This window comes from uncultured Parasphingorhabdus sp. (assembly GCF_963975735.1).
In the GTDB taxonomy this organism is placed as follows: domain Bacteria; phylum Pseudomonadota; class Alphaproteobacteria; order Sphingomonadales; family Sphingomonadaceae; genus Parasphingorhabdus.
Map to the genome: position 1 here is coordinate 71491 of NZ_CAXBIA010000008.1, position 19460 is coordinate 90950.

Below are 19460 nucleotides of genomic sequence, written 5' to 3' on the forward strand. Positions count from 1 at the left end.
TATCGCCAATTCATTCCCGGACACCGGCAGTCACATTCAGCCGGCTCGGGTTTGGCAACCAGTGCCCTTCCTGCGTCGAAGTCGGCTATGCCTTCTCCGCAACCCGGCCCATCGCCATGTCGATATTTTCCGAACATAGTGCATCTTCATATTTGCCGGCCACAATTTTGCGGATAAGCCCCACAAGCCTGTCGGCTTCGCGAATGCAATTGGCCTTGTCGAAACAGGCGATGGCGCCTCTTTTGAGCGCGTCGACCCTGATTTCGGATCCTCGCACCGACGATGCTGAAACGATCATCACCCGCGCAAGGTCATTGGACACAATATGATCGAGCAATTGCAGCCCGTTCATGCCGGGCATATTTATGTCGAGCAACACCAGATCGAACAATCGCACATCGAGGGTTTCGATAGCCTGCAGTGCGTTTGCCGCATGTTCCGGTGGACGAAAATCCCGATGTTTGCTTATCACCACGTCGAGCATTGCTCTCAATGTTGAAGAATCATCGACGATCAGGGTTCTGATGGCTCCCAGCATGACTTTCATTTCTCCTCGCCAAGCAAGATGCTTGAGCAGTTCATCAATATACGGCGGTTGTGAAGATCTTTTAACCATAGAGACTGGAATTGTGGTGCCGGGCAAAAACGCGCGCGGCGACCACAGCGGCCGTTAATGCAAAAAAGAGGTTTGCGGCGCATAGCGGAGGGGTCTGGAGACACCCACATGAAATTCGTTTTACTGAAATCGCACGGCGGCAATTATATGGTCGTTGTCGAGAATATCGCGTGGCTGCGCACCGATGCCGATGGTCAGACCAAGGTCGGCATGGTCGGCGGCTCACCGCTGCTGGTGGCGGGTACCATCGAAGAGACCGCGGCAACGATATTGGCGGGTTAGGTCCGTCCACCCGTCGCAACAGCGGGTGAAGAAGCTAGGCTTCACTCATCGCCAGAATGGCATCCCATTCGCCCTTGGTCACTGGCGCCACAGATAGTCTGAATTGGCGGATGATCGCCAGATCCTTGAGCTTCGGGTTCTGCTTCATCGCTTTCAGCGGCACCGGCTTGGCCAGTTTGCGCACCGGCTTCACCTTGACCACTACCCAGCGGTCGGGATCGGTGCTGACATCGGGGCTATGCTCTTCGCTCACCTCCATGATGCCGACCACTTCCAGCCCCTGACGCGAATGATAGAAAAACACCTGATCGCCCTTCTTCATCGCTTTCATATTGTTCGAGGCCTGCGCGTTTTTTACGCCATCCCACGTACCTTCACCCTCGGCAACCAGATGGTCCCAGCCATATTCATCCGGCTCCGATTTCATCAGCCAATATTGCGACATGTTTTGCTCCTTCGGTGAGGATCGGATTGTAGCCGACAGCGCACAAACAAAAAAGGCCCCGCAATCCTGCGAGGCCTTTCCTGTCATTCAATATCCGAACCTATTTTGGCATCAGGAGATTGTCGATGATGTGCAGCGTTCCGTTGGTCGATTTCACATCGGCCTCGGTTACCGTCGCTTTGTTACCGGCGCCATCTTCGAGGACGATCTTGTCGCCGTCCATCGATGCTTTGATCTTGGTGCCTTCCAGAGTAGTAATATCCGCGCTTCCGCCGCCATCTGTAATCGCCTTGGCGATGTCAGCAGCGGTCATGCTGCCTTCGACAAGATTATATTTGGTGATGCTGGCGAGTTCATCCTTATTATCGGAATGCATCAGCTTGCTCAGCCGTTCCGCATCCATCTTGTTATATACTTCGTTGGGCGCGGCAAATGCGGTGAAATTGGCATCGCCATCCAGATCGGCACCAACGCCGGACAGACCGATCAATGTGCTTGCGGTGCTGAGGTCGGGATTGGCTTGCAGAACGGCAATCAGATTGGTCGGCTTATGTTCGTCGGCGAGACGCGTATCGAGGATTTCCTGTTCCTCTTTGCTCAATTCCGAAGAACATGCCGGCAGCATCGCCAACAGGGCAGATGCCAGAATAATTTTGGGGGCTTGAAACATGAATTTCCTTTCTTGTAATCACGCTGTTCCCCGCACCATGCGGGGAACAGCTGATGAAATTCGTAGGCGCGAACTACGCCGCCGGGCACAAGAAAGAAACCCTCAATATTCCTAATAGAAAAGGCCCCGCCATTCGGCGAGACCTTTTCCAGTCCATCCTAGTTCGGGGGATGAAAACTATCCCGGCATGACGACCGTATCGATCGCGTGAATCACGCCGTTGGATGCTTCGACATCGGTCAGGATCACGGTTGATTTTCCGCCCGCTCCGTCTTCAAGGATCACCGACTCGCCATCCAGAGAGGCCTTCAGTTCTGCGCCCTGTACGGTGGTCAGCGTGGCTGTTCCGCCGCCATCGGTAATGGCCTTTACGACGTCTGCCGCGGTCAGTTTACCGGCGACCACATGATAGGTCAGAAGCGCGGTCAGGTCGGCCTTCTTTTCCGGCGTCAGCAGCGCATTCAACGTGTCCTGGTCGACCTTGGCAAAAGCATCGTTGGTCGGGGCAAAGACGGTAAAGGGTCCTTCGCCGCTCAATGTCGCGCCAAGATCGGCAGCGGTCACAGCCGCAACGAGGGTCGAGAAATCGTCATTGCCGACGGCAACATCGACGATCGTACCCGGTTCGGCGGTCGCCGCAGAATCCATCATCGCATCGGCGGAGCTTTCATCAACCGCAGCCTTCGGTGCTTCGGTCGAGCAGGCCGCCAGAGCGACAACAACAGTGGTGGTCAGAAACATTTTGGGGGAAATACGCATGATAAGCCTTTCAAAATTACATGTTCATCTATCCCGGTCACAAGAACGGCCGGTGTTCGAATATGCAAGATATGGGCTAGATCAGGACCGGTTCAAACCTGTCCTTTCAGGCGTATCAAGCGTCTCAGTCCTTGCCGAGATGGACAAAATCGCGGTCAAAGCTCCTCAGACTGGCGCCGCCATCAACGTAGACAATCTGCCCGGTGACGGCTTTGGCGCCGGCCAGATAGAGCACGCCATCGGCGATATCATCGAGATCGGGCAGCCGGTCGAGCGGCATCATTGCGGTGATATTGGCCAGCTGGTCTTCGCCATATTCCCCCGCTGTCAGTGTCAGTCCGGGAGCCAACCCGTTGACGCGAAGCTTGTCAGCACAGGCGACCGCCAGCGAACGCACCGAAGCGGCCAAAGCCTGTTTGGAAAGCGTGTAGCTCAACTGATCCCGGTTGGGGTTGCGGATGCGCTGGTCGAGAATATGGATGACACAGGCCCGGTCGCTGCCTGCGGGCCGGCGATGGTGGAGCGCGGTCGTCAACAATATCGGTACAAGGCTGTTGACCCGGAAATGTTCTTGCAGATCTTTTTCGCCAATGGCTTCGGCGTCATCCTGACCGAAAATCGAAGCGCTGTTGACGACAAGGTCGGGCGTCCGCCCGAAATGGCCGACGATCTCGTCCATCAGGGATTCTGCGGCACCGTCATCGAGAAAATCCTGCTGGAAACCGGACCATTTACAGTCCGTTTCCACGAGTTTCTTTGCCAGCGCGTCTTCGGGGGTGACATCACTATTGCCGTGCAACGCCAGTGCATAGCCGGCCTCGGCCAGTCGCGCGGCAATCGCCGCACCAACCCGCTTCACGCCGCCGGTGACCAGCGCTAGCGGTCTGGTCATTTCCGGCTCCGGCTAAGCGTAATGCCGATCTGCTCTCCCTTTTCGGAGATCAGCAGTTTGACGATCTTGACAGTGACCCGGAGAATGTTCTTGTCCTGCAGAAACAGCGTCTCGACGATATGATCCGCAACGGCCTCGATCAGCTTGAAATGCACGCCTTCGGGCAGCGCCTCGGTCGCGGCATGTTTGAGATCCATGTAATTTTTGGACTGCTCGAGCGGGGTGTCCGCTTCATAGCGTTCCTGTATCTTCAGCTCTGCCGCGATCGAGATGCGCAGCGGCTGCGGCAAATGGGTTTCTTCGGAATAGATCCCGGTCAGCACGTCAACGTCGAGATCGTTGACTTCCAATAGCAATGTGTCTGTCATAGATAATCTCTGATCTTGTTCCGGTTAAATGGCAAGTCAGGCGGACCAGCGCGCGAATATCGCGGTCGGCAAAAGCAGGCCCCGCGCCTCTTCGCGAACCGCCAGTTCACCGACCTCGACGGTCCCGCCGAGATGGGCCAGTTTTTCGTTGAGCAGCGAGCCAAGCGCCAGCGCCGACATGCGCACGGCATAGACGGTCAGAAACATACAGCGACTGTCGCCATCGAGCAGCTTTCCGCAATCCTCGACCAGCCCGGCCAGATGTTCTTCGAGCCGCCAGATTTCGCCATCGGGGCCGCGACCATATTTCGGAGGATCCATCAGGATCGCGTCATAACGCCGTTCCCGCCTGACTTCGCGGGCGGCAAATTTGGCGGCATCATCAATGATCCAGCGGATCGGACGATCGGTCATTCCCGACAGGGCAGCATTGTCGCGCGCTGCGGTCACCGATTTCTTCGATGCATCGACATGCACCAGATTGGCGCCGGCTGCCGATAGCGCCAGCGTGCCGACACCGGTATAGCCGAAGAGATTCATCATCTGCGGCGATTCGAGCGTCTGCAAATTGCCGCGGAACCAGCGCCAGACCGGATCCATATCGGGAAAATAGGCGAGATGCCGGAACGGCGTGCACTGGGCGGTAAAGCTGACTTCCTCCCACTCCATCTGCCACCCCTCTTCCGGAACATTGGCGTTCAGATGCCAGCGGCCCCCGCCATCCTCGTCGGACGCAGGAATAAATTCGCCATCGGCCTGCCAGTCATCGTTGGCCGGCTCCCACATCGCCTGCGGTTCCGGGCGGATGAAATGATATTTCCCGTAACGCTCCAGCTTGCGACCGTGGCCGGAATCGACCAGCGCATAGTCGCTGCGCGGGTCGCTGATCATCAAGATCGGGGTGGAACTGGATTCAGCCATCGGTCGGCGTGGCGTTGGACATGACGAATTGTTTCACCGCATCATATGTGCCGGGGAGCTTGGTATATTTCTCCTCACGGTCGAACAGATCACCGACGCGGCGCGGCAAGGCCGGGCGGATGCCCGTGGCTCGCTCTACTGCATCGCGGAACTTCGCCGGATGGGCGGTCGCCAGCGTTACCACGGGCACCGATGGATCGAGATCGACATGTTGCGCCGCCGACAGGCCGATGGCGCTGTGCGGATCGATCACATGACCGGCACTGTCCTGCGCCCAGCGCATTGCCAGCGACATGTCATCCGGATCGACACGGTGGCTGGTGAAAATAGACGCTGCTTTTTCCCGCATGGCGGGTTCCAGCTGCATATTGTGGCTCTGCTCAAAGGCCGCCATGCGGGCCGCCGTCTTGCCCCCGTCACGGCCTTCCAGATCGAACAACAGTCGCTCGAAATTGCTGCTGACCTGAATATCCATCGAAGGGGCCGCTGTCGGAGTCACGGTGCCGGTGGAATAGTCGCCGGCGCTGAGCGCGCGGTGGAGAATATCATTAACGTTGGTCGCCACGATCAGCCGCTCGATCGGCAGTCCCATTTGCGACGCGACATAGCCGGCAAAGACATCCCCGAAATTGCCCGTCGGCACCGAGAAAGCGATCTTGCGATGCGGTGCGCCCAATTGGCTGGCGGCGTAAAAATAATAGACAACCTGCGCCATCAGCCGCGCCCAGTTGATCGAGTTGACCGCCGAGATCGAAAAGCGGTTGGTCACTTCCTGGTCGGCGAACATCCGCTTGACCATCGCCTGGGCATCATCGAAACTGCCGTCGATCGCGATATTATAGACATTCGGTGCAAGGACCGTGGTCATCTGCCGACGCTGGACATCGGATATCCGCCCATCGGGATGGATCATGAAGATATCGACCTTGTCGCGGCCAGCCAGCGCATCGATCGCGGCCGAACCGGTATCTCCGGAAGTGGCACCCACGACCGTCAGATGTTTGTCCTGCCGGGCAAGAAATTTCTCGAACAACAGCCCGAGCAATTGCAGCGCTACGTCCTTGAACGCCAGTGTCGGACCGTGGAACAGTTCGAGCAGCCATTGCCGCCCGTCGAGCTGAACCAGCGGTGTCACCGCCGCGTGGGAGAAGCGGCCATAGGCCTGTTCGCAAATATCGCGCAGCTCCGCTTCGTCGAGCGCATCGCCGACGAAGGGCAGCATCACCCGAACCGCGGTTTCGACATAGGAAAGACCCGCCATCGCGGCGATCTCGTCAGCGCTGAACGAGGGCCAGGATTCCGGTATATAGAGTCCGCCGTCACCAGCCAGTCCGGCCAGGGTTACTTGTTCGAAATTCAATGGCGACGCGGCGCCTCTGGTAGAGATATAATCCATGGTGCGAGCGGGTTAGGACAAGTTGCCGGATTGGGCAACGCTCTTGTTGCGACCGCGCAGCGCGAGCAGAAAGATGATCAGCGCGATGCCGGCAAAGAGGAACCACTGGACCGCATAAGACAGGTGGTTGTTCGGAACATCTTCCAGCGCCGGCGGCTGGCTTTTCTGCAATCCGGCCACCGGTTCGCTGGCCACCAGACGGATGATATACTGGCTGTCCGGCGCGATAATCCCGTTGACGATGCCGCCCTGCCAGTCCGGATCATCCGGGCGACTGGACCAGCCGGCAACGACTTGCGCGCCCGGGCCTTCGGCACCGGCGGTGCGGCACTGGGCAATATGGGCCCAGCCGGATTGGCCGGATGCATTGCGACCGCTGGTCGAGCGCCAGCCGGTGACGGCGAGACAATTGACGGTGGATTTGCGGAAATAGGGTGCGTCCTCGGCGCTGGGCACGGCGGGATAGGCAATCGCCGGCATATCCGATGCTGCGGCATAGGTCGCCAGCAGGTCATTCTTCCATTGCGCCCGCTGTAACTGCCAGATGCCAAGACCGGCCATGGTTACCACAGCGATCAGGACAAGGATCGTCCCCAATATCGGCAGACGCTTGGTCATTCGCCGTCGCGTTTGTCGATACTGCCTTCGCGGGCCTGGTTACGATGTTCCAGTATCAGCAATATCCCTTTTGATACCCTGAGCGCACCGACGACCGCGCCGACGGTCAGCGGCACCCAGAGCAACAGATGGATCCAGAAGGGGGGATGGAAATTGGCCTCGACGGCCAAAGCCAGACCGAGGATGATCGCGCCGACAATCAATGTCAGAAAAGCCGCCGGACCATCGCCGACATTATACTGGCTGAAGTCCAGCCCGCAGCTCCGGCATTTGTTGGAGAATTTTATCGCATTGGCAAAGAGCGTCTTCTGCCCGCAACGGGGGCAGAGACCAAAAAGGGCAGCAGGAAGAACATCCGGCTGCCCTTTTAGATTTTGGTTTTCGGTCAACGCGCTGGCCTAGTGAACCGGTGCGCCCCAGCCGCCCCAGACGTAGACGACGATGAACAGGAACAACCATACGACATCGACGAAATGCCAATACCAGGCCGCTGCTTCAAAGCCGAAATGCTGTTGCGGGGTGAAGTGGCCCTTGTACACCCGCGCCAGACAGACGATCAGGAAGATCGTGCCGACGAGAACGTGGAAGCCGTGGAACCCGGTCGCCATGTAGAAAGCCGAGCTATAGTTGAGACCTGCAAACGGGAATGGCGCAACGCTATATTCATAAGCCTGAATGGCCGAGAACAAGACACCCAGAATGATCGTCAGCCACAGGCCGGTCTTCAAACCTTTCCGGTCGCCATGGATCAGCGAATGGTGCGCCCAGGTGACGGTGGTACCGGAGCACAACAGGATCATCGTGTTGAGCAGCGGCAGTTCAAAGGCGTTGAGCACTTCGATGCCCTTTGGCGGCCATTGCAGCAGCGCGGCTGCGCCGTCCTGACCGATATAATTGGTGACAATGCCGTCAACCATTTCAAGCGGCTGAGGGAAAAGTGCGAAATCAAACCATGCCCAGAACCAGCCGACGAAGAACATGACTTCCGAGGCAATGAACAGGATCATGCCGTAGCGCAGGTGAAGCTGAACCACCGGTGTGTGGTCGCCCGCATGGGCTTCCTTGATCACATTGGACCACCAGGCGAAGAAGGTCAGTCCGACGGCAGCAAAGCCGACGTAGAAAACAAGCGCGCCGAATGCCATGTCGTGCATCCAGCGAATGCCGCCGATTGCCATGACAAACGCGGAAAACGATCCAACCAGCGGCCAGATGTCTGGCGGCAATATGTGATAATCATGATTTTTGGCACCGGCCATATTATTTCCCTAACCTTGACTTGAATTTCTCTTAGCTATCGCCGGTAGCGGCGTCTACTGCCTGCTCGTCCGTCGAACGATAAAAAGTATAGCTGAGCGTGATTTCCTTGATATCTTTTGTTTCCGGATCATCCAGAATCGCCGGATCGACATAATAAAGCACCGGCATCCGCATCGTCTGGCCCGGTTTCAGCAATTGCTCGCTGAAGCAGAAGCACTGGACCTTGTTGAAATATTGACCGGCCAGCAGCGGCGTCACGTTGAAGGTCGCGGTACCGACGACCGGCTGGTCGCTATTATTGGTCGCTATAAAAATCGCCATGTCGCGGGCACCGACGGTGACATGGTCAACCGCCTGCTCCGGCTTGAACGACCAGGGCAGCGCGGAATTGACGTTGGAATCGAAACGGACCGACATCACCCGATTGGTCGCCTGAACCGTTGCGGCCTGCGCTTCGCCAACCCGCTGGGTGGTACCGGCATAGCCGGTCACGCGGCAGAACACCTCGTAGAGCGGCACGGCAGCGAAGCCGAGGCCGAGCATACCGAGACCCATTGCACCGGCCATCATGGCGCTGCGACGGTTCCTGCCGGAAAGGGAGGTTTTAACGGTCGTCATCAGGCGCCGCCGCTGATTTTAACGATGGTGATAAAATAGAATAATATGACCAGGAAGAACAGCAGCCCAGCCAGAATGACCGCCCGGTGCTTCTGCCGTGCCTGATAAATTTTCTGCTCTTCAGGGCTCATCGGAGCTTTGCTATTATCAATCTCGCTCATGCGAATATCATCCGGTCAGCTACAAGCGCTGCGAACAGCGCGAACAGGTAAAGAATCGAAAATTTGAACAGGCGCTTTTCCGCTGCCATTTCATCCGGCCTGGTCGTCTTGCTGCGGGCGACCTGCAGGGACAGCACGCTAAATACCAGGCTCAGCACGATCGCCGCGACACCATAGACCGAACCGGCCAGCCCGAGGGCGAAAGGCGCAATCGCGACCGCGGCCAGTATCAGGCTATAGCCGAAAATCTGGTTGCGGGTCGACCGCTGACCGGCGACCACCGGCATCATCGGTACGCCGGCTTTGGAATAATCGCTGTTCATGAACAGCGCGAGCGCCCAGAAATGCGGCGGCGTCCAGAAGAAAATAATTGCAAATAGCAGAAACGGCATCACCGTCATATCGCCGGTCACCGCAGCCCAGCCGATCGCTGGCGGGAATGCACCGGCAGCGCCGCCGATCACGATATTTTGCGGTGTGCTGCGCTTCAGCCAGATGGTGTAGACGACAGCGTAGAAGAAGATCGAGAAGGCGAGAAATATCGCGCTGAACCAGTTGACCGCGACTCCCATCAGCAGAACCGAGAAGACCGACAGTCCGATGCCGAAATGCAGCGCCGTTTCCCGGTCCATCCGGCCAGCGGGCAGCGGACGCTGGCTGGTCCGTTTCATGATCGCGTCGATATCGGATTCATACCACTGGTTGAGCGCGGCCGAAGCCCCTGCTCCCAGGCTGATCGCGAGGATCGCGGTAAAGCCGATCACCGGGTGGATCGATCCCGGTGCCGCCAGCAAACCGCAAAGCGCCGTAAAAATGACCAGAGACATCACGCGCGGCTTGGTCAGCGCAAAGAGATCCTTTGCGCTGGCCAGGCCTTGTATCGTGTGTGACGCGGTGGTCATTTCTTGTTCCCAGCTTTCGCCTCGCCCTCAGATCACTTGATCTGGGGAAGGGTTTCGAATTGGTGGAAAGGCGGCGGGCTGGACAATGTCCATTCCAGCGTCGTTGCGCCTTCGCCCCAGTAATTGCCTTCCACTTTACGGCCAGCCATCAAGGCGTAAGCGATATTCACGAAGAAGATCAACACGCCAACCAGCATCACGGCATAGCCGAGCGAGCTGATCTGGTTCCAGTAAGCAAACTGCTCCGGATAGTCGGCATAGCGACGTGGCATGCCTTGCTGTCCGAGGAAATGCTGCGGGAAGAACAGGATGTTCACGCCGATGAAGAAGATCCAGAAGTGGAGCTGCCCCAGCAATTCGCTGTACATCCGGCCCGACATTTTCGGGAACCAGTAATAGAAGCCGGCGAAGATCGAGAAGACAGCGCCCAGCGACAGCACATAGTGGAAGTGGGCAACCACATAATATGTATCGTGAAGGTTGTCATCAATGCCGCCGTTGGCCAGCACAACACCGGTCACACCGCCAACGGTGAACATGAAGATGAAGCCAAGCGCCCACATCATCGGTGTCTTGAAGGTCATCGAACCGCCCCACATGGTCGCGATCCACGAGAAGATCTTGATGCCGGTCGGCACCGCGATCACCATGGTCGCTGCGGTAAAGTACATTTTTACGTTAACCGACATGCCGGTGGTAAACATATGGTGCGCCCAGACCACAAAGCCGACGACACCGATGGCAACCATAGCATAAGCCATGCCGAGATAGCCGAAGATAGGCTTGCGGCTGAAGGTCGAGATAATATGGCTCACCATGCCGAAACCGGGCAAGATCATGATATAGACTTCGGGATGTCCGAAGAACCAGAACAGATGCTGGTACAGCACCGGATCACCGCCACCGGCGGCATCATAGAAAGCCGTACCGAAGTTACGGTCGGTCAACAGCATCGTGATTGCAGCAGCCAGCACGGGAAGCGCGAGAAGCAGCAGGAATGCGGTAACCAGAACCGACCAGACAAACAGCGGCATTTTGTGCAGGGTCATGCCCGGCGCGCGCATATTGAAGATGGTCGTGATGAAGTTGATAGCGCCAAGAATCGACGAAGCACCCGCCAAGTGAAGCGAGAGGATCGCCATGTCCACCGCAGGCCCGATCGAGCCTGACGTCGACAGCGGCGCATAGACGGTCCAGCCTGTGCCGGCACCATTGCCAGTACCGCCAGGGACAAAGGATGATCCGAGAAGCAGAAGCAGCGCGGGGACAAGCAGCCAGAAGCTGACATTGTTCATCCGCGGGAAGGCCATGTCCGGAGCGCCGATCATCAGCGGCACGAACCAGTTGCCGAAGCCGCCGATCATCGCCGGCATGACCATGAAGAAGACCATGATCAGGCCGTGCGCCGTGATCAGCACGTTCCAGAGGTGATAGGCCTGATCCATCGAAGCCTCGGTGCCGTTGGACATGCTTGCCCAGGCCTGCAGATATTGAATGCCGGGCTCGGCAAGTTCGAGCCGCATCAGACCGGAAATACCGCCACCGATAATACCCGCGACAATCGCGAAGATCAGATAGAGTGTGCCGATGTCCTTGTGGTTGGTCGACATGAACCAGCGCTGGAAAAAGGCCGGCTTGTGATCCGCGTCATGCGCGTGATCGTCGATATGGCCATCTGCTGTGATAGTTGTCATTGCTCTAACCCTCAGTTGGTCGCAGCGGCTGCATCGGCAGGCGCAGTTTCGGAAGTCGCGTCATTGGCGGCGGTTTCGGTCACGACAGGCTCTTCTGCCTCGCCCTTCACCGTGCCGCCATTGGCACGAACCCAGTTGTTGAATTTTTCTTCGGAAAGGACTTCGACCGTGATCGGCATGAAGCCGTGGCGCGCGCCGCAAAGTTCCGAGCACTGGCCGTAATAAACGCCTTCGCGATCGATCTGCAGGACCTTTTCGTTGATCCGCCCCGGTACCGCATCCAGCTTGAACCAGGCCGAAGGAATGGCGAAGCTATGGATAACGTCCGCTGCAGTAATCAGCAACTTGACCGGCTTGCCCACCGGAATAACCATACGGTTGTCGGCGGCCAACTGGTGCGGTTCGCCGCGCGCTGCTGCTTCTTCTACGGAAAGCATGTTGGAAATAACTTCGAAATCGCCATTGTCGGGATAGCTATAGCCCCAATACCACTGGTAGCCGGTGACTTTCACGGTCAGCGCATCTTCCGGCGCCGGTTCAAACTGCTCGGCGAGCAGGCTGATCGACGGGACGGCGATCACCACCAGGATAAGAACGGGAATAACCGTCCAGATGATTTCGATGAACGTATTATGCGTGGTTTTCGACGGCTCGGGATTGGCTTTACGACGGAAACGGAAAACGACCCAGAACAGAAGAAACAGAACAAGCAGACTGACACCAACCATCATCGGCACCAGAATTACATTGTTGATCCAGTGAGCGGTTTGACCGGTTTCGCTGAACTGCTCCTGGAAATCAATACCGCCATCGACCGGCATACCGATGCCTGGCGTCGGCTTCATCGGGGTATAGAGAGCAGGATCAAGTCCGGATGCAGGCGCTTCCACCGCTGCCGGTACGTCTGCTGCTTCCAGTTCACTGGCCGCTGCCGGATTTACGACTGGCGCTTCCGGCAATGCTTCCTGCGCCGACAATGCAGCCGGCGTGAGAATCAGGCCGATGGCCAGAATCCAAGCTTTCAAAAAATGAGTCATAAATCGCTCAACCCTATCTTACCCCAAGTTTCGGTAGTTTTCCGGCAATGGCACGACTTTTGGAATCAGCGAGCCCGGCCTGGAATAGTCCGATTGGGGCGGCTTATAGGCATGGTTGCCGCAAGCCTCAAGCTACCGATTAGATATTTTTTCAGTTTTTTGACTTTAATTTTTCTGGCAATGCGGTGCCAATATGGCCATTTGGGAAGAAAGGCGAAAATCAGGCAGGGACAAAACATTGACAGAAGAAGAGATTTTAGCGGAATTCCGGAGCTGTGATGCACTGCTGCAGGGCCATTTCGTCCTTTCCTCAGGCCGCCATAGCAGCCGCTATTTACAATGCGCGCGATTGCTGATGAACCCGGCCCGCGCCTCGCGGATGGCAGATGCCCTCGCGGCGAAAATTCCCCAGAATATCAGGCGTTCGATCGATATCGTCGTCTCGCCCGCCATGGGCGGCGTGATCATCGGCCATGAAATGGGCCGGGCGCTTGGTCTTGACGCGCTGTTTCTCGAACGTCCCGAAGGTATTTTCGAATTGCGCCGTGGGTTCCGCCTCGAACCGGGCCAGAAAGTCTTGATGATGGAAGATGTCGTCACCACCGGCCTGTCGTCGCGCGAAGCCATTCAGGCCATCCGCAACGCCGGAGGCGAGGTGATCGCCGCCGGTGCGCTGATCGACCGTTCCAACGGGGCCGCCCAATTCGACGTGCCCTTCTTCCCGCTGGTCGCGCTGGATGTGCCCTCTTATGCCGCTGACGAGATTCCCGCCGATCTGGCTGCCATACCCCCGACCAAGCCGGGCAGCCGGGCGGAGCCATCCGCGGCGTGAACACAGGCAACCCGCTGAGACTGGGCGTCAATATCGATCATGTTGCCACGATCCGCAACGCGCGCGGCGGCGACCATCCCGAGCCGGTGCGCGCTGCGCTGGTTGCCGCCGCAGCCGGCGCCGATGGCATAACCGCCCATTTGCGCGAAGACCGGCGCCATATCCGCGATGACGATCTGACCGTGCTGATGGACAAGCTGACCATCCCGCTCAATCTGGAAATGGCGGCGACCGACGAGATGCTGCAAATCGCGCTGCGCCACAAGCCGCACGCCGCCTGCATCGTCCCGGAAAACCGCGAGGAGCGGACGACCGAAGGCGGGCTCGATGCTGCGGGCATGCACAATAAGCTCGCCGATTTTGTCGGACAGCTGAAAGAAGCCAATATCCGCGTCAGCCTGTTTATCGAACCCGAGCCGCGCCAGATCGAGGCCGCTATCCGCCTCGGCGCTCCGGTGGTCGAATTTCACACCGGCCGTTATGCCGAACTTGCCGGTCCGGAGCGCGAAACCGAACTCCGCCGGATCGCAGACGCAGCGGCTCTCGCGGCGAAAAACGGTATCGAACCCCATGCCGGCCACGGCCTGACCTTCGACAATGTCATACCGATCGCCGCAATCCCGCAGCTTGCCGAGCTCAACATCGGCCATTTCCTGATCGGCGAAGCGATTTTCAGCGGCCTCGACGGCAGCATAAGACAGATGCGCGCGCTGATGGATGAAGCGCGATGAGCAATAGACAATTTTTTTCCTCCCTGTCGCAGACGGGGAGGGGGACCGCCCGAAGGGTGGTGGAGGGGTGCCCCTCCGTCGCCTTCGGCGCCACCTCCCCGCAGCTTTACTGCAGGGAGGAAAAGATATGATCATCGGCCTCGGCTCAGACCTCTGCAATATCGAGCGGATCCAGAATTCGCTCGACCGTTTTGGCGAGCGCTTCGAACTGCGCGTCTTCACCGAGCTCGAACGGGCCAAGGCGGCACGGCGACCGCATACTATTGCCGGAACCTACGCCAAACGCTTCGCCGCCAAGGAGGCTTATTCCAAAGCCGTCGGCACCGGTTTTCGGGCCGGTGTCTTCATGAAGGACATCGGCGTCGTCAATGCGAAAAGCGGAGCGCCGACGCTCGCCCTGACCGGAGGCGCGAAAAAACGGCTCGACGCGTTAACACCGGCGGGATATGAAGCGATTGTTCATCTCACACTCACCGACGATCATCCATGGGCACAGGCATTCGTGATCATTGAAGCCCATCCGCTATAAGAGATGCGCTCCCCCATGGACCAGGAAACCGAAGATAAAAATATGGCTTTAGAAAATGCCGCTGACAGCGGGTCCACCAAGAAACCGGAAAAAGAAAAAGAAAAGGTCGACTGGTTTGGCGAGATCAAGAGCATCGGCGTGCTGTTGCTGGCGGTTCTGGCCTTCCACAGCCTGATCGCCAAGCCTTTCTATATTCCCTCGGTATCGATGATGCCGGGCCTGCTGGTCGGCGACCGGCTGATCGTCAGCAAATATGCCTATGGCTGGTCATGGGTATCGCCAACCTTCCACATATTGCCGCGCATGGAAGGCCGTCTGTTCGGCAGCCTGCCGGAGCGCGGTGACATTGTGATCCTGACGCCAAAAGACGCCAGCGCCGACTGGATCAAGCGGGTTATCGGCCTGCCCGGCGACACGGTGGAGCTGCGCGGCGGACAGATTTTCCTCAACGGCAGCCCGGTCCAGCAGGAATTCCAGCCCGATCTGCAAGTACCGATCGATGCCAATTCACCCTGCGGACCGGAGTTCCCCGGATTACAGGGCGCCAATAGCAGTGGCGAGCCGGTGTGCAATCTCCCGATCCTGCGCGAGACGCTTCCCAACGGCGTTTCCTATGACATCATCGATCTCGGCCCGAAACGGACCGACGATTTTTCGCCGATCATCGTCCCGGAAGGAGAGGTTTTCGTGATGGGCGACAATCGCGATCTCAGCGCTGACAGCCGGGTATCGATGCGCGATGGTGGTCTTGACGGACCGATCCCGTGGGAAAATATCGGTGGCCGCGCGGAATTCATCACCTTCTCGCTCGACGGCAGCACGACGTGGAACCCGCTCAGCTGGTGGGGTGCCTTCCGCAGCGGACGCGCCGGCACCAGCCTTCGCCCCGACAAGGCGGTAACAGCCACCAAATAAGTGAAAGGTCTAGAGCCGCAGTCCGGCGGTTTCGTCGAGACCGGCCATGATATTGAGATTCTGCACCGCTGCGCCCGAGGCACCCTTGCCGAGATTGTCCAGCCGGGCGATCAGGCGGGCGTGATAGCCCTCGGCATTGCCACAGGCAAACAGCTCCAGCTTGTCGGTCGGAGCATCATTTTCGCTGATCAACAGTTCCGACAAATCGCCCCTGCCCTGCACCGAAACGATTTTCGAACCGGCGTAGAAGGAACTCAGATCTTCCAATAGCTGTTCTGCCCGCACCGATCCGATGGCGCCGAGATGCAGCGGCACGTCGACCAGCATCCCGCGAAAGGCACGGATCACCGACGGCGCAAAGATCACGTCGTGGGCCAGACCCGCATAAGCCTTCATTTCCGGCAGATGCTTATGGTCAAAATTCAGGCCATAAGCGCGGAAACCGAGATCGGGCTCGTCCGCAAAGCGCTCGATCAGCGCCTTGCCACCGCCGGAATAGCCGGACACCGCGTTCATGACATATGGCCAGTCGGCTGGCAGCCGCCCTTTTGCGATCAGCGGCGCGATCAGCGCCAGAAAGCCGGTAGGATAGCAGCCGGGATTGGAGACAAAGCGCGCACCCGCAATCGCTTCGCGCTGGCCATCGCGGAATTCGGCAAAGCCGTAAGCCCAGCCATCGGCAGTCCGGTGCGCCGTCGAGGCATCGATCACCCGCGTCGTTTCATTGTCGATCAGCGAGACCGCTTCGATCGCCGCCTCGTCGGGCAGGCACAGGATGACAAAATCGCTGTCGTTGATCGCTTCGCGCCGCGCACCCACGTCTTTGCGCTTGTCTTCGGGCAGCTGGACCAGCTCGAATTCGCTCCGTCCGGAGAGCCGTTCGGCGATTTCCAGTCCGGTGGTGCCCACGGCACCGTCGATAAATATTGTCTGCGTCATCTTCAGTCTCAGGAAAGCCGTTTGCGAGCCAGTATCGGCTGCTCGGATATCTTGGCAAAGCGGGCGACTATGTCGGCCAAGGGCTCGATCACCACCTGCATGGCATGGGACGTGGAATGGATGGTCCGGTCCTTGTCGATCATCAGGCCGACATGATCCGGGAAGAACACCAGATCGCCGCGCCGCAAATCCTCGCCCTCGGCGATATCCTCACCCAGTGCCGCCATCTGCTGATCGGTGTCGCGCGGTGCGGCAATGCCGGTCAGCATCAATATCATCTGGATCAGACCCGAACAGTCGAGACCGTCACCGCTGCGGCCACCCCAGAGATAGGGCGCGCCGATCAGCTGCTCGGCCAGCGCGGCGGTGCCGTTGCTGCCGTCAAACACGACCTTGGTGCCAATCGGCTGGACATGGCGGACATGGACATAGCCCTTGCCGGTCTTCAGGAAATTGCCACATTCGCTGGCTTCGCCGCAGGCGATCCGCGCGCCCATCGGCAGCCGCTTCATCACACCCGACTTGAAATCCGGCTCAATGAAGATCAGCGCCGCGCGGGCGAAAATCAAATGGGTCGGCTCGGGGGTCTTCTTCTGATGCTGCAGCGCATGGACCGGCACATAGCCGACATAATTGTCATAGCCGCAATAGCCCCAGGCCCAGTCACCGGCGATATCCAGCACGTGGAAATCCTCGCCGTGCAGCAATTCGGAAATCGCTTCATGATCCTTGCCGGGCTGCTTGCGGAGCATCGCCTTCGGCGCGGAGCAACGCATCGGCATTGCCGCGGCATAATGCGGCGCGAACAATTTGCCGGCCAGCGCGACATCCGCGAGGTCCCCGCGATGCGCGGTAATCCGGGGATCAAAATCCCCTTCCGGACCATTCAGCACGAATTTCGTGTGCGCGCCAGTCTCTGCAGTTTCCATGTCCATGCGTATAGAAATCCCAATTGCGATAAAAATGTCCATAGCTCTGCGGCTTATGAGCCCTGTTGCAAAGCGATGACAATCGACGGCCTTTAGACGACCTAAGGGCGTTTAATCAAGCGGTGTCGCTTTAGGGCGGTTGTGCGGGCTTGAATTGCTGCATCCCGCCCCGGAGAAATCCGGCGTCCGGGGGTATCAGAAAGCCCGGAAGAGGCTGGTCAGCAGCGCGCCGGTCTTTGCGTGAACTTCGGACAGGTGGATCGCCTCACGGTTTCACATAAGTCTTTTTCTCGCCTTTCGGTTTATCCCGTTCTGCTGCGTTCATTTCGGCGGCCTTTCATCAGGGAAAAATCGGTTCGTTTCTCTTGCCGTCCTGCAGGGATGTCAACGATTGCTGCAACTGCCCCCGGACGAGTGGCGCGGAACGGACCGGCGCCCGTAAAAAATTTTTGACCCTTATCCCACCCCATGCTATTTTTTGTCATAATATTGATGGAGGCATTTATCGTCAAATTCGTCCCAGCCCTCGCATTCTTTTTCTCGCTCGTGATCGCGCCCACCCCGCTTTTGGCGCAAGCCGATTCCCCGCTTCTTCTTCACAATGTCCAGATTCTCGATCTCAGCGGAGCAGAACCGGCTCTGCGGCCGGGCCAGTCCATTTTGATTGACGGCGGGACTATCAAGACCGTCGGGCCAATGGCTACCCTTTCTCCGGACCATGCTGTCCGCTTGGTCGACGGAGGCGGCCGGATCGCAATGCCCGGCCTGGTCGATATGCACGTTCACGTCTGGGACGAAGCTGCGCTGGGCGCCTATCTCGCGCGAGGCGTCACGACGGTCCGCAATGCTTCCGGCATGCCGTTTCATCTGCGCCTTGCGCACAATATCGAAGCCGGAAAAGTCGCCGGACCACGTTTGATCACGACAGGCCCCATTCTCAACGGGAACGGCCCCAATGCCCAGATTAATCACCAGATTGTCTCGAGCGGCGCCGAGGCGCGTGCGGCGGTTCGCGCCCAGCATGATGCCGGATACCGTCGCATCAAGGTTTATTCGAATCTGTCCCGCGAGGCCTATGATGCGGTGCGCGACGAAGCCAGAACGCTGGGCATGACGGTGATGGGCCACACGCCTGAGGGCATCCGGGAACCTGGCATGCCGCGCACGCGTCCGTTCAACATCGCATTTGAAGAATTGCTGGACGACGGCTTCATCACCTTTGAACATATCGAGTCGATTGTCTGGCATGGCCTGCGCAACCAGTATGACGAGGCCGCCGCCAAGCGGCTCGCCACCCGGATTGCCTCCGCCGGCGTGCCCGTCGATCCGACGCTGCTCGCCTTTTATAATCTGATGCGGGTTGCAGAAACGCGCGGCGAATATCTGGAACGGCCCGGCGTGGAAATATTGAATCCGCTGGTTGTAGCCCAGGAACAAGAGAATTACGACCGGTGGTCCGGCGAAGCCATCGCCCCCGCACGCGCCGCCTTTGAATTTTACAAGCGGGCGACAAAGGTTTTTGCAGACGCCGGCGTACTGCTCGTTAGCGGTAGCGATGCAGGTATTTTCACCAATATTCCCGGCCACTCCCTGATCCAGGAACTCCACTTGCTGTCGGAAGCCGGCCTGTCACATGGCGACGTCCTGCGCGCGGCGACGCGAAACGCCGCTTTCGCGCTCGGTGAAGCGGATAGAGCCGGTCGTATCGCGCCCGGCCACCGCGCCGACCTCATCCTGCTCGACGGCAACCCGCTCGACGATCTGGATGTTGCGGGTCATCCGTTCATGGTGATTGCCGGCGGCCGTCTCTATGACCAGACCATGCTGGATCAACTTTATGAGGCCGCCAGCCAGGTCGATGTGGCCAGAACCCAGCGCAATCTTGTGGAAGGCTTGCAGGCGCAGGGCGGTGACCCATCCATACTGGCGGAATAGCCTGCTTGCTG

At 58.4% G+C, this 19460-nt stretch carries 24 protein-coding genes; 6 read left to right on the forward strand and 18 right to left on the reverse strand.

Annotated features, from left to right (window positions below; genetic code table 11):
* Positions 1 to 85: 85 nt before the first annotated feature.
* Positions 86 to 547, reverse strand: a complete 462-nt coding sequence (locus AACZ86_RS10415) for a response regulator (protein ID WP_339692182.1) — start codon at positions 545 to 547, stop codon at positions 86 to 88.
* Between the two features lie 177 nt (positions 548 to 724).
* Between AACZ86_RS10415 and AACZ86_RS10420 the strand changes: the two genes are divergently transcribed.
* Positions 725 to 898, forward strand: a complete 174-nt coding sequence (locus AACZ86_RS10420; RefSeq protein ID WP_335653157.1) for a hypothetical protein — start codon at positions 725 to 727, stop codon at positions 896 to 898.
* A gap of 34 nt (positions 899 to 932) precedes the next feature.
* Here the strand turns inward: AACZ86_RS10420 and AACZ86_RS10425 are convergent, their stop codons facing one another.
* The 15 genes from AACZ86_RS10425 to coxB form a co-directional block, all read right to left on the reverse strand.
* Positions 933 to 1343, reverse strand: coding sequence for an EVE domain-containing protein (locus AACZ86_RS10425; protein ID WP_339692187.1), 411 nt, complete (start codon positions 1341 to 1343; stop codon positions 933 to 935).
* A 100-nt stretch (positions 1344 to 1443) separates the two neighbouring features.
* Positions 1444 to 2013 (reverse strand): fasciclin domain-containing protein, encoded by a 570-nt coding sequence (locus AACZ86_RS10430; protein WP_339692190.1) that lies wholly within the window; start codon positions 2011 to 2013, stop codon positions 1444 to 1446.
* A gap of 177 nt (positions 2014 to 2190) precedes the next feature.
* Positions 2191 to 2772, reverse strand: a complete 582-nt coding sequence (locus AACZ86_RS10435; RefSeq protein ID WP_339692193.1) for a fasciclin domain-containing protein — start codon at positions 2770 to 2772, stop codon at positions 2191 to 2193.
* A 124-nt stretch (positions 2773 to 2896) separates the two neighbouring features.
* Entirely contained in the window at positions 2897 to 3664 is a 768-nt protein-coding gene (locus AACZ86_RS10440) for an SDR family oxidoreductase (RefSeq protein WP_339692195.1), read from the reverse strand.
* Positions 3661 to 4032 carry a dihydroneopterin aldolase gene (locus AACZ86_RS10445; protein ID WP_339692199.1) on the reverse strand — a complete coding sequence of 124 codons (372 nt, stop codon included), beginning with the start codon at positions 4030 to 4032 and terminating at the stop codon, positions 3661 to 3663. Before AACZ86_RS10445 ends, AACZ86_RS10440 begins: the two co-directional genes overlap by 4 nt.
* A gap of 36 nt (positions 4033 to 4068) precedes the next feature.
* Positions 4069 to 4953, reverse strand: coding sequence for a class I SAM-dependent methyltransferase (locus tag AACZ86_RS10450; RefSeq protein WP_339692201.1), 885 nt, complete (start codon positions 4951 to 4953; stop codon positions 4069 to 4071).
* Complete coding sequence (gene thrC, locus AACZ86_RS10455; RefSeq protein WP_339692202.1) at positions 4946 to 6349, reverse strand: threonine synthase; 1404 nt, start codon at positions 6347 to 6349, stop codon at positions 4946 to 4948. The genes AACZ86_RS10450 and thrC overlap by 8 nt, the downstream gene beginning before the upstream one ends.
* A gap of 12 nt (positions 6350 to 6361) precedes the next feature.
* Positions 6362 to 6967 (reverse strand): SURF1 family protein, encoded by a 606-nt coding sequence (locus AACZ86_RS10460; RefSeq protein WP_339692203.1) that lies wholly within the window; start codon positions 6965 to 6967, stop codon positions 6362 to 6364.
* Positions 6964 to 7356: a DUF983 domain-containing protein gene (locus AACZ86_RS10465; protein ID WP_339692204.1), complete on the reverse strand. Its 393-nt coding sequence runs from the start codon at positions 7354 to 7356 to the stop codon at positions 6964 to 6966. Before AACZ86_RS10465 ends, AACZ86_RS10460 begins: the two co-directional genes overlap by 4 nt.
* A gap of 9 nt (positions 7357 to 7365) precedes the next feature.
* On the reverse strand, positions 7366 to 8226 hold the full coding sequence (locus tag AACZ86_RS10470; protein ID WP_339692205.1) for a cytochrome c oxidase subunit 3: 861 nt from the start codon (positions 8224 to 8226) through the stop codon (positions 7366 to 7368).
* Positions 8227 to 8257: 31 nt separating this feature from the next.
* Positions 8258 to 8845: a cytochrome c oxidase assembly protein gene (locus tag AACZ86_RS10475; RefSeq protein ID WP_339692206.1), complete on the reverse strand. Its 588-nt coding sequence runs from the start codon at positions 8843 to 8845 to the stop codon at positions 8258 to 8260.
* Positions 8845 to 9006 (reverse strand): hypothetical protein, encoded by a 162-nt coding sequence (locus AACZ86_RS10480; RefSeq protein ID WP_339692207.1) that lies wholly within the window; start codon positions 9004 to 9006, stop codon positions 8845 to 8847. The genes AACZ86_RS10475 and AACZ86_RS10480 overlap by 1 nt, the downstream gene beginning before the upstream one ends.
* The gene (locus tag AACZ86_RS10485) at positions 9003 to 9908 is read right to left on the reverse strand and encodes a heme o synthase (protein WP_339692208.1); all 906 of its coding nucleotides are present in this window, start codon (positions 9906 to 9908) and stop codon (positions 9003 to 9005) included. The genes AACZ86_RS10480 and AACZ86_RS10485 overlap by 4 nt, the downstream gene beginning before the upstream one ends.
* 32 nt (positions 9909 to 9940) lie before the next feature.
* A complete protein-coding gene (gene ctaD, locus AACZ86_RS10490) occupies positions 9941 to 11602 on the reverse strand; it encodes a cytochrome c oxidase subunit I (protein WP_339692209.1) in 1662 nt (553 codons plus the stop codon).
* Positions 11603 to 11613: 11 nt separating this feature from the next.
* Positions 11614 to 12627, reverse strand: a complete 1014-nt coding sequence (gene coxB, locus AACZ86_RS10495; RefSeq protein ID WP_339692210.1) for a cytochrome c oxidase subunit II — start codon at positions 12625 to 12627, stop codon at positions 11614 to 11616.
* 250 nt (positions 12628 to 12877) lie between these two features.
* Between coxB and pyrE the strand changes: the two genes are divergently transcribed.
* The 4 genes from pyrE to lepB all read left to right on the forward strand — a co-directional run bounded on the left by pyrE (position 12878) and on the right by lepB (position 15646).
* Positions 12878 to 13471, forward strand: coding sequence for an orotate phosphoribosyltransferase (gene pyrE, locus AACZ86_RS10500; protein WP_339692211.1), 594 nt, complete (start codon positions 12878 to 12880; stop codon positions 13469 to 13471).
* The gene (locus AACZ86_RS10505) at positions 13468 to 14202 is read left to right on the forward strand and encodes a pyridoxine 5'-phosphate synthase (RefSeq protein ID WP_339692212.1); all 735 of its coding nucleotides are present in this window, start codon (positions 13468 to 13470) and stop codon (positions 14200 to 14202) included. The genes pyrE and AACZ86_RS10505 overlap by 4 nt, the downstream gene beginning before the upstream one ends.
* A gap of 127 nt (positions 14203 to 14329) precedes the next feature.
* The gene (gene acpS / locus AACZ86_RS10510) at positions 14330 to 14731 is read left to right on the forward strand and encodes a holo-ACP synthase (RefSeq protein WP_339692213.1); all 402 of its coding nucleotides are present in this window, start codon (positions 14330 to 14332) and stop codon (positions 14729 to 14731) included.
* Positions 14732 to 14773: 42 nt separating this feature from the next.
* A complete protein-coding gene (gene lepB / locus AACZ86_RS10515) occupies positions 14774 to 15646 on the forward strand; it encodes a signal peptidase I (protein ID WP_339692214.1) in 873 nt (290 codons plus the stop codon).
* A gap of 9 nt (positions 15647 to 15655) precedes the next feature.
* Here lepB and argC read toward each other — a convergent pair whose 3' ends face one another.
* Both argC and AACZ86_RS10525 read right to left on the reverse strand, forming a co-directional pair.
* The gene (argC, locus tag AACZ86_RS10520; RefSeq protein WP_339692215.1) at positions 15656 to 16585 is read right to left on the reverse strand and encodes an N-acetyl-gamma-glutamyl-phosphate reductase; all 930 of its coding nucleotides are present in this window, start codon (positions 16583 to 16585) and stop codon (positions 15656 to 15658) included.
* A gap of 8 nt (positions 16586 to 16593) precedes the next feature.
* Complete coding sequence (locus AACZ86_RS10525) at positions 16594 to 17520, reverse strand: NlpC/P60 family protein (RefSeq protein ID WP_339692216.1); 927 nt, start codon at positions 17518 to 17520, stop codon at positions 16594 to 16596.
* A 462-nt stretch (positions 17521 to 17982) separates the two neighbouring features.
* Here AACZ86_RS10525 and AACZ86_RS10530 point away from each other — a divergent pair, with 462 nt between their 5' ends.
* On the forward strand, positions 17983 to 19449 hold the full coding sequence (locus AACZ86_RS10530; protein ID WP_339692217.1) for an amidohydrolase family protein: 1467 nt from the start codon (positions 17983 to 17985) through the stop codon (positions 19447 to 19449).
* The last annotated feature ends 11 nt before the right edge of the window (positions 19450 to 19460 follow it).